The sequence below is a fragment of the Rhodococcus sp. MTM3W5.2 genome (assembly GCF_001984015.1).
Taxonomy (GTDB): Bacteria; Actinomycetota; Actinomycetes; order Mycobacteriales; family Mycobacteriaceae; genus Rhodococcus_G; species Rhodococcus_G oryzae.
In genome coordinates, this window is the sequence record NZ_CP019572.1 from 2,477,575 (window position 1) to 2,490,916 (window position 13,342).

General features: G+C 70.4%; 11 protein-coding genes. 4 read left to right on the top strand and 7 right to left on the bottom strand.

Annotated features, from left to right (window positions below):
* Positions 1-5 precede the first annotated feature (5 nt).
* On the bottom strand, positions 6-2,447 hold the full coding sequence (locus BTZ20_RS11430) for a hypothetical protein (RefSeq protein WP_145982275.1): 2,442 nt from the start codon (positions 2,445-2,447) through the stop codon (positions 6-8).
* Positions 2,448-2,607: 160 nt separating this feature from the next.
* On the opposite strand from BTZ20_RS11430, the gene BTZ20_RS11435 reads away from it, so the two are divergent.
* The gene (locus tag BTZ20_RS11435; RefSeq protein ID WP_077041441.1) at positions 2,608-4,884 is read left to right on the top strand and encodes a molybdopterin-dependent oxidoreductase; all 2,277 of its coding nucleotides are present in this window, start codon (positions 2,608-2,610) and stop codon (positions 4,882-4,884) included.
* Positions 4,885-4,890: 6 nt separating this feature from the next.
* On the opposite strand, the gene BTZ20_RS11440 is transcribed toward BTZ20_RS11435, so the two are convergent.
* Entirely contained in the window at positions 4,891-6,069 is a 1,179-nt protein-coding gene (locus BTZ20_RS11440; RefSeq protein WP_223263728.1) for an MFS transporter, read from the bottom strand.
* A gap of 192 nt (positions 6,070-6,261) precedes the next feature.
* On the opposite strand from BTZ20_RS11440, the gene BTZ20_RS11445 reads away from it, so the two are divergent.
* Positions 6,262-7,050: a LysR family transcriptional regulator gene (locus tag BTZ20_RS11445; protein ID WP_223263729.1), complete on the top strand. Its 789-nt coding sequence runs from the start codon at positions 6,262-6,264 to the stop codon at positions 7,048-7,050.
* Between the two features lie 239 nt (positions 7,051-7,289).
* Positions 7,290-8,540 (top strand): serine hydrolase domain-containing protein, encoded by a 1,251-nt coding sequence (locus tag BTZ20_RS11450; protein WP_077041442.1) that lies wholly within the window; start codon positions 7,290-7,292, stop codon positions 8,538-8,540.
* Positions 8,541-8,567: 27 nt separating this feature from the next.
* On the opposite strand, the gene BTZ20_RS29420 is transcribed toward BTZ20_RS11450, so the two are convergent.
* Positions 8,568-8,726, bottom strand: coding sequence for a hypothetical protein (locus BTZ20_RS29420; RefSeq protein ID WP_317616088.1), 159 nt, complete (start codon positions 8,724-8,726; stop codon positions 8,568-8,570).
* A gap of 8 nt (positions 8,727-8,734) precedes the next feature.
* A complete protein-coding gene (locus BTZ20_RS11455) occupies positions 8,735-9,508 on the bottom strand; it encodes a sigma-70 family RNA polymerase sigma factor (protein WP_317616089.1) in 774 nt (257 codons plus the stop codon).
* 121 nt (positions 9,509-9,629) lie between these two features.
* Here BTZ20_RS11455 and BTZ20_RS11460 point away from each other — a divergent pair, with 121 nt between their 5' ends.
* Positions 9,630-10,013 carry a hypothetical protein gene (locus BTZ20_RS11460; RefSeq protein WP_077041443.1) on the top strand — a complete coding sequence of 128 codons (384 nt, stop codon included), beginning with the start codon at positions 9,630-9,632 and terminating at the stop codon, positions 10,011-10,013.
* A 7-nt stretch (positions 10,014-10,020) separates the two neighbouring features.
* Here BTZ20_RS11460 and msrB read toward each other — a convergent pair whose 3' ends face one another.
* Genes msrB through BTZ20_RS11475 form a run of 3 tightly spaced genes read right to left on the bottom strand, consistent with a single transcriptional unit; the run spans position 10,021 to position 13,323 of the window.
* Positions 10,021-10,440: a peptide-methionine (R)-S-oxide reductase MsrB gene (msrB, locus tag BTZ20_RS11465; RefSeq protein WP_077041444.1), complete on the bottom strand. Its 420-nt coding sequence runs from the start codon at positions 10,438-10,440 to the stop codon at positions 10,021-10,023.
* A 13-nt stretch (positions 10,441-10,453) separates the two neighbouring features.
* The gene (locus BTZ20_RS11470) at positions 10,454-11,692 is read right to left on the bottom strand and encodes a glycosyltransferase family 87 protein (protein WP_189636638.1); all 1,239 of its coding nucleotides are present in this window, start codon (positions 11,690-11,692) and stop codon (positions 10,454-10,456) included.
* A 59-nt stretch (positions 11,693-11,751) separates the two neighbouring features.
* The gene (locus BTZ20_RS11475) at positions 11,752-13,323 is read right to left on the bottom strand and encodes an alpha/beta hydrolase (protein ID WP_223263730.1); all 1,572 of its coding nucleotides are present in this window, start codon (positions 13,321-13,323) and stop codon (positions 11,752-11,754) included.
* Between the last annotated feature and the right edge of the window lie 19 nt (positions 13,324-13,342).

The window sequence follows — 13,342 nt, forward strand, 5'->3', positions numbered from 1 at the left end:
CGGGCTCACGCCCCGATCAACCGCCGCAACTCCACGAGCGCGTCCCGGTACTGCGGGGTGCGGACGTAGCCGCTGTGGCCGGCGACGGTCGGCAGGTACTCGGACCTGTCGACCTCGTCGGCCCGCACGTCCACCCGGTTCGGGAGTCGTGAGTACGCCGGGAAGCCAAGGTGGTCGGTCTCGCGCCACAGGTTGATCCACCGCGGGCGCCCTGGTGTTCCGCGGAGCAGACCGGCCAGCGTCTCCGCGCGGGGCTGTGGCGCCGGGCCGGCGTCGTCGCCCAGGAACTCGTCGGGCGCGAGCGCGCGCGCACTCGATGCGGGTGCGTTCGCGATGGCGTCGGGTCCGAACAGTTCCGGGAAGATGCGGCCGAAGTAGGCACGCAGTTGGGAACCGTAGGTGAGCAGGGCACCGCGCCCGGCCAGTCGCTCGGACCGTGGGTCGAGGACGGCCGCGACGGCCAGCACGGACCCCATCGAATGGGCCGAGAGCACCACCCGGTTCTGCTCGTCCGCGCGGAGCCAGGCGTCGCACCGCGCGACGAGTTCCGGCACCGCCCGCTCCGAGTAGCTCGGAGGGCCGAACGGGTGCGCGGCCCGCGGGACCACACCCAGCAGGTCCCAGACGATGCCGAGCGGCCTGCCGCCGCTGGGCCGCAGGGCCAGGGCGCCCACCAGCGCCGCCGCGAGCGCCGCGGCGAGCAGCGCGCCCCATGCGGTGAGGTCGGGCAGAGGCGGGGGCTCCTTGTCGTGCTCCCAGGGCCGCAGCGGCAGGATCACGCAGGGGAGCAGCGTGAGGAGGGCGAGCGCGGCGAGCACGCCGATCGCCGGTTCGGCGCGATGGGCGGCGTTGGCGAGCCGCTCGGCGGGGACGGTGTCCGGGTCCACGAGCGCGATCGCGTCCGCGGTCGCCGGGGATGGCGTGGCACCTGCGCTGCGGGTCCGGACGAATGCGGCCCACTGAACGGCGCAGCACCCCGCCACCACGAGCACGACCACCAGCACGGCGGCGGCCGCGACCAGGCCGACGCCGAACCAGCCGAAGATCGGCGGGATGCGGATCTCGGTCTGGCGACCCGCGAGTTCGTCCGACACCAACTCCGCGGCCCCGCCGGAGCCGTTGAGCCAGTTGCCGACGCCGACCACCACGAGGTTCGACAGCAGCATGGCGCCGCCGAGAGCCAACAGCAGGAAGACTCCGACGGCCCGGCCCGACCAGGCCTGGAATTCGCTGCCGGGCAACGCGAGTGCGAGCAGCACGAGGAAGACGGCCGCGCCCGCGACCACCGACGGGCCCCGCTGCCCGCAGAGGTACGCGACCGCCGCCATGCCGAGCGCCGTCGCCAGCGCGACCGCCCACCACGGGGACATCCGCCGGATCGAGAGTCCGGCCAGCGCCAGCGCCAGCAACAGGAGGACGAGGACGCCGGGAACCGCGATCAGGCCGTCCAGCCGCGGCGCGTCCCCGCCCGGAGTATCCGTGTCGTGGGGCCCGAAGGCGAGCAACACCGACTGCGCCACGAAGGCCGCCGCGCTGACCGCGACCACAACCCAGGTCGCCGCGGGCACGCCCTCCTCCGCGCGGGGGACCGGCACGTCCACACCGCGCTCGCTCGTGAGCACCAGCCGCACCGCGCCCGCGACCATCGCCAGCACCGCGACGATCGCGATCGCCGAGAAGGCCCAGCCGAACCGCTCGTCGCGGGGCGGGGCGAACAGCGCGGCCATCGCCGCGGTGCCCGCCACACCCGCCGCGACGTGGATCATCGCCGTCTCGGTGGCATGGCCGCGGTTGTTCCAGAACCCGTGCCGCCGCAGAACCGGTGTCGCATCCGCGGACGCCGCGGTCTGCAGCGAGCCGTCCACGTCGTAGCGGGTGCGCGACCGCGACGAGACAAACCACAGCACCGCCAGCGCGGCGGCGGGCACCAGCAAGAACACCGCCAGTCGCCGTTGCGGGGGCAGATTCGCCACGGTTCCGAACTGCGAGGGCAGGTTCCCGTACCCGTGCTCGAGATACTGCAGCGCGATCAGGTCCGAGGAGACCGTCACCACGGTACTGACGAACAGCAGCGTGAGGCCGAGCCCGAACAGCCGGACCAGGGTGGCGGTCCGGCGCACCTGCGCCGGGGTGGTGCAGAGATTGCGCGCCCAGTACGCCAGGTTCGTCAGCCCGTACGGCAGCACCAGGCACCAGGCCGCCCTGATCACCACGGCCAGCACCGCCTGACCGAGGGGTGCCGTGCCGCCCGGAGTCGTGCGCGCCAGCGCGCCCCACGAGTACGCCTCGCGCCGGATCCCCGGCGGCGTGTACCCGCGTTGCTCGGGGCCGAACTCGGCCGCGGCGTCAGCGTCGACGGTCCAGAAACCGGCGAGCTGGTCGCCGATCACCCGGTGCACCTGGTCCGCCTGCACGTCGAGCATGTCATGCGGCGGGGTGTTGCTCACCCCGTGAATGCGAAGTTCCAGGACGTGTGGAGCCGGTCCGTCGCCGCGACCCATGAATCAGGCATACACCCAAAACCGGGCGTTCGAGGGGCTTCGGGGCGGTGCCTGCGCTGGTGGCAGACTGGCCGCCATGAGTTCGGGAACCGCGCGCCGCCAGCACATGGCGCATTGGGGCATGTTCGAGGCGGAATCCGACGGCGCCGAGGTCACCGCGGTGCACCCGTATCCCGGCGACGGCGATCCCTCACCGATCCTGGCCAACGCGGTTGGCTCGGTCCGGCATCGCTCGCGGGTGGCGGGACCGGCCGTCCGGCGCGGCTGGCTCGAGCGGGGACCGGGGCCGTCCGAGGGGCGGGGATCCGACGAGTTCGTCGCGGTGTCCTGGGACGAACTGGCCGACCTGCTCGCCGGTGAGCTGCGTCGCGTCGTGGACACGCACGGCAACCGCGCGATCTTCGGCGGCTCCTACGGCTGGTCCTCGCCCGGCCGGTTCCACCACGCGCAGAGCCAGGTCCACCGATTCCTCAAGATGCTCGGCGGCTACACCCGCTCCGAGCACAGCTACTCGCTCGGCGCGACCGGGGTGATCATGCCGCGCGTGGTCGGGACGCACTGGAAGATGTTCGCCCGCTCCACGAACTGGGACGTCATCGCCCGCGAGACCGACCTGATGGTGTGCTTCGGGGGAGTGCCGCTCAAGAACACCGCCGTCAACGACGGCGGCACAAGTCATCACCCGACCCGCGGCGCGCTCGACGCCCTGCGGGCGCGCGGCGGCCGGATCGTGTCCATCAGCCCGTTGCGCGACGACCTGCACGGTGAGGCGGAGTGGCTCGCACCGCATCCGGGAACCGACGTGGCCATCATGCTCGCCTGCGCCTACGTGCTCGCCGACGAGGGACTCGCGGACCGGGAGTTCCTTGACCGCTACTGCACCGGCTATGAGTTGTTCGAGAAGTACCTGCTGGGCAGGGCGGACGGCGTCGCGAAGACGCCCGAGTGGGCGGCAGCGTTGTCGGGCCTGCCCGCCGACGCCATCGCGGGCCTGGCCCGCCGAATGGCCGAGGGGCGCACCCTGATCTCGGTCACCTGGTCGCTGCAACGGGTGCGACACGGCGAGCAGGCGCCGTGGGCGGGCATTACCCTGGCCGCCATGCTCGGCCAGATCGGCTTGCCGGGAGGCGGTTTCGGGCACGGGTACGGCTCGATGAACGAGCCGGGTCTTGCGCCGGTGCCGTACCCGTTGCCGACCCTGTTCCAGGGGACCAACCCGGTGTCGGACTCCATCCCGGTGGCAGCGATCTCGGACCTGTTGCTGAATCCGGGGCAGGAGTACGACTTCGACGGTCAGCGTCGCACCTTTCCCGACATCCGGCTCGTGTACTGGGCCGGGGGCAACCCCTTCCATCACCACCAGGACCTCGGCCGGCTGCGCCGCGCGCTGGCCAGGCCCGACACGATCGTCGTGCACGACCCGTACTGGACGCAGATGGCCAAGCACGCCGACATCGTCGTTCCGTCCACGACGTCCCTCGAACGCGAGGACCTGTCCTGCACGCGCAACGATCCGCTGATGGTCGCGATGCACGCCGCCACACCGCGATTCGCCGACGCCCGCGACGACTACGACACCTTTGCCGCGCTCGCGCGCCGGCTCGGGTTCGGGGAGAGGTTCACCGAGAGCCGCACCGCGGGAGAATGGATCGAGCACCTCTACGGCCAGTGGCGAGGGTACGTCCTGGCGGACGGAGGCGAGGCGCCGGAGTTCGACGAGTTCTGGCGGCGCGGGCACGTCCGGATGCGCACCGAGGAGGAGCTGACGCTCTTCGAGGAGTTCCGGGCCGATCCCGAGGCCAACGCACTGCGCACCCCGAGCGGCAAGATCGAGATCTTCTCGGCAGACATCGACGGCTTCGGCTACGAGGACTGCGCCGGACACCCGACCTGGTACGAGCCGGAGGAGTGGCTCGGTGGGCGGCGGGCCGAGGCGTTCCCGCTGCACCTGATCGCGAATCAGCCGAAGACCCGGCTGCACAGCCAACTCGACCACGGCGCCACCAGTCAGAACTCGAAAGTGCAGGGGCGCGAACCGATCCGGCTGCACCCCGACGACGCGGCGGTCCGCGGTATCGCGGACGGAGACGTGGTCCGGGTGTTCAACGACCGGGGAGCCTGCCTGGCCGGGGCGGTGCTCGACGAGGGCGTGCGGGTCCGCGTCGTCCAACTCTCTACGGGCGCCTGGTTCGACCCGTTGGACCCCGCAGACCCGGATTCGATGTGCGTGCACGGCAATCCGAACGTCCTCACCGCCGACGTCGGCACCTCGAGCCTGGCGCGCGGCTGCACCGGTCAGCACGTCCTCGTGCAGGTCGAGCGGTTCGACGGCGAGCTGCCACCGATCCGCGCCTACGACCCGCCCACGATCCGGCCGCGCTGAACCGAGTCATGTTGCCCGGACGTCCTCGGCCGACTCGGCGACCGCGGGTTCGGGCATGTCCTTCCGTGTGGGTAGCAGGAGAGGGGTGGCGAGAAGGAGAACGCCGGACATGGTGATCGCGGCGAGCGGGCTGGTGACTGTGGCGAGGATGCCCCAGATCACCATGAGGGTGGCCTGGACGAGCTTGCTGCTGACACTCCATGCGGTGAGGACTCGAGCGGCGTGATCGGCGGGCGTGCGCTGCAGGCGTTCTGTCGCGTTGATGGGGTTGAAGATCCCCATGCTGGTGATCAGCAGGCCCTCGACGACGATCACCGTGAGGAGCCCGGCGATGCCCGGTTGGGTCAAGGCGAGGCCGAGCGGGAAGATCGAGCGCGGCCAGCCGGAGACGATCATGACCCGGTAGCGGCCGTGGCAGGCGACGAGGCGCGCGGAAAGGCGGGCACCCACGAAGCCGCCGAGTGCCGGGATGCCGAAGGCGAGACCGTATTGCCAGGCGGGGAAACGGTATTCGCCCAGCAGCAGGACGGCCAGGAGCGGGAGGGTGGCCATGATCAGGCCGCTCACCAGGATCGAGTTGAGGAACAGGCGCCATAGGACGCGGTCGTGCAGGATGAATCGCCAGCCGCCGAGAAGGTCGGTGGCGCGCAACCTGGCGGTCGCGGCGCGGGGCACTGCGATGTCGCTGCCACGGATGCGGAGGACCCCGAGGGCGGACAGCAGGAAGCTGAGCGCGTCGGCGGCGACGGTGACGACCGGGCCGAGCAACCCGACGAGCGCTCCGCCGAGGGGCGGCCCCGCCGCGGTCGCCACCCAGCTCGTGCCTTCGAATCTTCCGTTCGCGACGAGGAGATGCTCGCTGCGGACGAGGTGTTTCAGGTACGCGCCGGAGGCGGCGGTGAAGATGATGCTCGAGGTTCCTGAGATGACCGAGACGACCAGCAGTTGGCCGTAGGTCAGTGAACCGAGGAAGTATGCGATCGGAACGCTCGCCATCGCGAGGAACCGGGCCAGGTCCGAGGCGATCATCACGGGCCGTTTGGCCCGGTGCTCGACCCACGGCCCGAGCGGGACCGCGACGATCGCCGCGACGGTGAGGCCGGCCGCTTCGAGGAGCGAGACGGCGAATGCCGGTGAGTGCAGCACCTGCACCGCGATGAGGGGAATGCTCCGAAGGCGATCCACGTGCCGTAGGTGCTGACGGCGTAGGCCGACCACAGCCGGCCGAAGCTGCGCCCCAACTGCACTCGCATGCGACTCCTTCGTAACAACCGATGTTCGGGCCTGTCGATCACATCAGCCGTGCCGATGCCGGACCAAACAACTGCTGTCCGCGCGAGCCACAACGATCAGTTGTGCATGAATAGGCTGTGTCGAATGGATACCGAGGCAGTGCGATCGTTCGTCCGGGCCGCCGAGCTGGGACAGCTGCAACACGCGGCCAACGAGCTGGGCGTGACGCAACAGGCCGTCTCGAAGCGGATTGCGACACTGGAGCGGGAGCTCGAGGTCCGGTTGTTCACCCGTACCGCCCGCGGGGTCGAGCTGACTCTCGACGGCCAGGCCTTTCTTCCGCACGCACGTAGCATCGTCACGGGTGTCGATCGCGCCGTCACCGCGATCAGGCCGGGCTCGCGGGCCCTCCGGATCGACGTCCTCGGCCTGCGATCCGCGCAGGCCGTTGTCCTGCACGAGTATTGGCGGTCGCATCCCGACACCGACCTCGACGTGGTGACCCTCAAGGTCAACGATCCACGGGTCGTGGTCGCCGCCGTCGAAGCAGGAGATATCGACGCCTCGTTCCGCACGGTCACCGATCCGGCCACTTTGCCGCGTGAGCTGCGCATGATCCACGCGTTCGACTCCCCGCTGGAACTCCTCGTCGGCCCGCGACATCCGCTGGCCTCCGCACGATCACTGACGCCGCTGCAACTGCGCAGACACCGGATCTGGGTGCCGGGTATCGCGCCCCGCAGCGAATGGGGGAGTTCTACGATCAGCTCGCCACCGAATTCGACCTCCGCATCGACGCGGCAGGCCCGCACTTCGGCGACGAAGTACTCCTGGACACCCTCGCGGACTCGGCAGAGGTGGCCACCCTCGTCGGGGCACGCGATCGGTACATCTGGCCGACGAACCATGACCTACGCCGCATCCCGATCGTGAATCCGACGCTCGCATACCCGCTCTCGCTCATCCTCCCAGAACGAACCCGCACCCCGGACTACGGGCGATCATCAAACACTTCGCAAGCCTGACACCGCTCGCGGAGCCGGCCTGGCGCCCGTCCTGGGCAACGACCCCGGTCGGTCCCGACGGCGACTGACCCCGGCGATATCGTCGACGATCGTCAAGCCCGCCGTTTTGCCGGTGCGCGGCACCGCTGCGGCGTACGGTCGTCAGGCATGGACCGTCGTGCGGTGACCTGTCGACCACGCCATCTCCGAGCGGCCGGCGCCGCATTCGCCCTGACCCTGCTGCTCGGTGCCTGTTCCTCGGACACCGGGTCGGACTCGGGCACCACCTCCGCAGCCGCTTCGCCAGGAGCGTCCGCCCCCGCGATCGACGATGCGACACTGCAGTCGACCGTGCAGGAGGCCGCCAAGCAGTTCATGCTGCCCGGCGCGGTGGTGTTGCTGCGCACGCCGGAGGGTGAGCAGACCGTCACCTACGGCACGACCGAACGCGACGGCGGTGCGCCGGTGTCCCTCGATGACCATGTCCGGGTCGGCTCGAACACCAAGACCTGGACAGGAACGGTGATCCTGCAGCTGGTGCAGGAGGGCAAGCTCGCGCTCGAGGACCCGGTCTCGAAATACCGGCCCGAGGTCCCCGGCGGCGAAGGCATCACGATCGAGCAGCTGCTGAACATGCGCAGCGGGCTGTTCAACTACAGCGAGACGCTCGAGCTGAACGAGTCCCTCGACCGGGACCCGCAGAAGGTGTGGGCCCCTGAGGAATTGCTGTCGCTGGCATTCGCGCATCCGCCGTACTTCCCGCCAGGGCAGGGCTACCACTACTCCAACACCAACTTCGTCCTGCTCGGCCTGATCGCCGAGCAGCTCGACGGCAAGCCGCTGCCGGAGATCTTCCGTGACCGCCTGTTCACCCCGGTCGGCCTGGAGCACACCGAATTCCCGGCGCTGACCTCGAACGCCATCCCCACCCCGTACTCGCGGGGCTACATGTTCGGGGACAACGTGCTGACCATGACCGACCCCGCGCTTCCGCCGGACATGCAGGCCGCCGCGACGGCTGGCACCCTCGCGCCGAACGACGTCACCGACGGCAACCCGTCCTGGGCGTGGTCGGCCGGATCGGGCATCTCCACCGCGCACGACCTCGCGACCTGGGTCGAGGCCCTGGCCGACGGCAAGTCCCTCGACGCCGACATGCAGGCACGCCGCCTCGCGAGCGTGCAGCCGGTCGACCCGAGCACGCCGGACGGACCGGGCTACGGCTGGGCGATCGCCAAGCTGGGCCCGCTCTACGGCCACACCGGCGAACTGCCCGGCTACAACTCGTTCATGGGCTCCGACGAGGAGAGTGGCATCACGCTGGTCGTCTGGACCAACCTCGCGCCCGGCGCCAACGGTCAGGACCCGGCCAGCACCATTGCCAAGACGATCATCGAGAAGATGTTCGCCCCGAAATGAGCGATTCCCGGTCAGTTGATCGGGGATCTACGCCGGTGCGTTCTCGGTCCAGGGACGGAGTTTCTCCGGGTTGCGGACCGCCCAGATGCGCGTGATGCGGTCGTCGGCGAGGTCGAATGCCGCCACGGTGACGGTGACGCCGGTGTGCTGGGCGACCAGCCCGGGCCTGCCGTTGACCGACCGCACCAGGAGCGTCAGCCCGGGGCCTTGTCGGCGATGTGGACCAGGTATTCGGCGATGCGTTTGCTGCCCTCGACCGGGCGGAGGACCGTGCCGACCAGGCCACCGCCGTCGGCGAGCATTCTGGCGTCGGGGTCGAGGAGGTCGACGAGGGCCTCGATGTCCTTGGCCTCCCACGCCTCCTTGAACAGCCGCACCGGGGCGGCCTGCGCCGCCGTCGGGAGCGCCGAAACCTGCGCTGCGCGAACACGCCGACGGGCTGAGGACGCCAGCTGTCGGCACGCCGCAGGCGTCCGGCCGACGATCTCAGCGATCTCGGCGAAGGGGTACCGGAAGACATCGTGCAGGACGAAGACCACACGTTCGGCCGGAGTCATCGACTCCAGTACGACGAGGAAGGCCATGTTCACCGACTCGTCCAGGGTGACCCGGTCGGCGGGGTCGGCCCCGCCGCTCGCCTGCCCGGTGGACCACTCCGTACGGTCGGGCAGCGGCTCGGGAATCCATGCGCCGACGTAGCGCTCACGTCGGGCCCGCGCCGAGCCGAGCACGTCCAGGCAGACGCGGCCGACCACGGTCGTCAGCCAGGCTCCGGGTGACTCGATGGCCTCTTGCTGTTGCCGAGACATCGCGTACCAGCGGGCGTAGGTCTCCTGCATCGCGTCCTCGGCCTCGGACAGCGAACCGAGCAGCCGGTAGGCGAGATTGGTCAGGTGGCGGCGCTCGCCGACGATCGCGTTCGGGCCCGGCTCGGACCGTTCACGCCCTGGCTCGGATGGGGTGCTCATGGCTGCGACCGCTCCCTGGACTGTGAGGTCGACGCCTCACCTCACATTTCGCGGGCCTGCGTCGTCGACTTGTCGAGACACTACTGATCCATCGCCGCGAGGCAGAAGAGGGGACCGCGCCATGGCCACAGAAACGATGACGGTACCGAGCAGGCTCACGTTCCCGCGGATCGCGGTTGCCCTGCAGACCGGGACCATCTTCTTCCAGGCGGTCACCGCGGGCATGCTGCTGTCCGCCTCCCATGGCGCGGTGCTGCACGACGTCGGATCGCGCGTGATGTACGGCGCATCGATGCTGTACGTGCTCGCCACGATCCTGGCGTGGCGGCCGGGCGGAGCCTCGCCCCGCCCGATCCTCTACGCGACCGGCTTCCTCGTACTGGCCTCGCTGCAGGTTGCATTGGGCATCGCGCACGTGCCGTCGCTCCATGTGCCCCTTGGCGTCCTGATGTTCGGCCTGAGCATGATGGCGCTGGGCCAGGCGTTGTCCGGCCGCGTGCACTGAGCGCGACTCAGCCCTGCGGCACCATACGGAGCGAGATCGAGTTGATGCAGTAGCGCTGATCGGTGGGCGTGGGGTAGCCCTCGCCCTCGAAGACGTGGCCGAGGTGACTGTGGCAGTTCGCGCACAGCACCTCCACCCGGCGCATGCCGAGGGTGGTGTCCTCGCGCAGGATCACCGCGTCGGAGTCTGCCGGGTCGAAGAAGGACGGCCACCCGCAATGGGATTCGAACTTCTCCGTACTGGTGAACAGCAGCGCGTCGCACGCCCGGCAGTGGTACTCGCCGACGGTGGTGGTGTCGGTGTACTCGCCGACGAACGGGCGCTCGGTGCCTGCCTCGCGGAGCACCGCGTACTCCTCGGGGCTCAGTCGTTCGCGCCACTGTGCTTCGGTGAACTGGACGGGTGCCGGATCTGCCGCGGAACTCATGGCACCACGGTACTCAGGCGACTGCCACCTTCGCCCGCTCCTCGATCAGGAATGCCGGGTCGATGCCGCCGTCCAGCCTGTTCTCCCGCTTCGCGATGAGGTACCGGCCGAGCAGGACCGCGAAGATCACGATGAGGAGCAGGCTCCAGCCGAGGGTGGTCTTCATGTACTCGGCCGCGCGGCCCGCGGCCGGCCATCGCACCGAAAGCCAGCTGTCGTAACTCATGAACCCGTATACGGCCAGCCAGGCGGGCCAGTTCCGCATCACCGAGTTCCGCAGCACCACGCTCATCAGCAGCGGGAACATCATCATCGAGTAGTACATCTGGCCGAGCGAGCCCAGCAGGAACGACGCGGTCAGAAGCACGCCGGAGGCGGTGGTGACGAAGAAGAGCTGATCGTCGCGGTAGTAGCGGTACAGCAGCCACAGCGACACAAGGACCATCACGCCGAACAGGGCCCGCAGCCCCAGGACCAGCAGGTCCGGCAGTCCGTAGTAGGCGCCGTTGCCGACGATCGCGCTGTTGAAGTAGTCGCGGGACTCCGCCAGGTACGGCGCGGTGCGGCGCACGAAGTCCATCGGGTCTGCCGACAGCGGCCAGGCGATCGCGGTGAGGATCAGCGGGATGCCGAGCGCGGTCACGAAGACCTTCCACTGCTTGCTCACCAGTGGCAGCAGCAGCAGGGGCCAGAGCACGGGTTTGACCGCGAACGTCAAACCGAGGGCGACACCCGACCACGCGTCCTTCTTGCGCAGCAGCAGGTACATGAACGCCACCTCGCCGAGCAGGACGAGGCCGTTGATGTTGGTGAAGACCAGGGTGTTGGTGACGGTCTCGGACGCGAACATCGCGAACAGCAGGATCGGTGCCGCGATGGAGTCGAGCGCCAGGTTGAACATCTTCAGCATCAGGTAGCCGGCGATGATGACGGCCGCCGCGTTGGCGAGGATGAACAGCCAGCGCGAGCGCTCCGGGTCGATGAGCGCGATCGGGGCGATCAGCAGGGTTCCGCTGGGTGGGTACAGGTAGTGCGGGTCCACCCAGTTGAAGTTCGCGGTGTAGACGGGCTTGTGGTTGAGGAAGGCCAGTGCCGCCCGGTAGACCGGCGCGAAGTCGTCCGTCCGGAACCCGTTCACCGCCTTGACGAGCACTCGATGCAGCACCGTCATGATGGCGATCGGCCACAGCGCGAACTTGACCACCTCTGCGGTCGTCCGGCCGGTGCGCGGTTCGAGATGTCGAAGGAACACCGTGGCACGGTACACCGAGCGGGCAGCCGGGCGTTCGGTTGACACTCCGCGAGGCCGCGTCAGCCCGGGCAGGCGCCGCCGTCCGGCGGCAGCACGCCGGTGCGCGCGTACCCCGCGATGGCGAGCTGCCCGCAGCTGGAATGCGTCGACACCGGATGCCCGCTGCCGAGCCAGGCGACGGTGGCGTTGGCGGCACCCGCGGCCGCGACCGCCCCGGTCACGGAGCCGGCCCCGGCGCTGCCGACGACCGGGTCCGCGGCCCCGCTGAGCGTGAGCACCGCGACGTCGAGTGTGGCCGGCAGCTCCGGCGGCGGCGTGGTGGGCCACGCCGTGCACAGCAGCAGCGAGAGCGCGGCGTCCGGACCGAAGACCGGGTACTGCTCGGCCCAGGCGGTCCGCAGCTCACGGGCCCGACCGGGCGTCGGCCACTGGTGCCCGTCGGAGCAGCGCGCGATGAACTGTCCGTCCGAGTCGGTGGCGGCGGCGGTGTGCCCGATGAGGGAGTCGAGCGGGCCGACGTCGCCGCGGCCAGCCGCGGCCAGCACGTCCGAGAACTCGCGGACGCGGTCCTGCTGATCGCCGCGGGGCGCGCCGAGGAAGCCGGTGAGGGCGGTCAGCACTCCGTTCGAGGAGACCGGGGCCAGCTCGCCCGCCGACGCGCGACGGACCAGGTCGGCCACGGCCGACCGGGGATCGGGGCCAAGCGAGCAGGCGAGCGCGGCGCACTGCCGGGCGAAGGCGGCCAGCGCCGCCTCCTGCCCCGCGACGCGGGACTCGGCGGCGGTCACCGCGTCGGCGCGGACCGAACCGGGGGCGTCGAGGACGAGCCTGGAGAGCCGATCGGGGTGCTGCGCCGCGTACGAGAGCCCGACTGCCGCGCCGTTTCCTGTGGTGAGCAGGCCCAACCGCTCGACGCCCCACGCCTTGCGCAGCTGCTCGAGGTCGTCCGCGGCGTGCGCGGCGTCGAAGTCCAGCTCCTGCGGCTGCAGGAAGTCGGTGCAGCCGACCGTGGCGTCGCGGCTGAGCGTCATCACCTTGTCCGCGGCGTCGCCGCCGTCCGGGTCAGGCGGGGAGAACTGGCCGAGGTCGAGCATGGCCCTGCGCAGGCCAGGGGTGTCGATGCACTCGATGGTGGTCGAGGTCCCGATCCCGCGACGGTCGACGGCCACCACCGGCCTGGTGGCCAGCAGGTCGGTGATGGGACCCGCTGCCAGCGCCGCGAGGGTGGCGGTCGAGGCCCGGTCCGCGCCGGAGGTGAGGACGAGCGGGCCCGCGTCGGCCGGGGTCTGCGGGAGCCTGGCCCGGGACACCCCGAGACTGAAGGTGCCGGGGATCGGGGAGGACTGGTCGATCGGGGCCGCGAGCTGTGCGCATTCGATGATCAGCCCCGCCGGTCCCGGTCCGAGACCGAGCGTGTCCAGGGTGGTGCGGGTGCAGTCGCTCCAGTCGAGGTCCGTGCGGGGCACCTCGAGCGGGGGTGGCTCCTGCTCGGCGTCGGCGGTCCGGCCCATCGTCTCTCCCGGACGCTGCGCGACCGCGACGTCGGGGCGCACACTCGGCCCGGCGCTGCAGGCGCAGCAGACGGCGAGCACCACGGCGAGCGGCCACGTCCTGCGCAGTGGGGATGTCACGGTGCACAGCCTGCCAGGT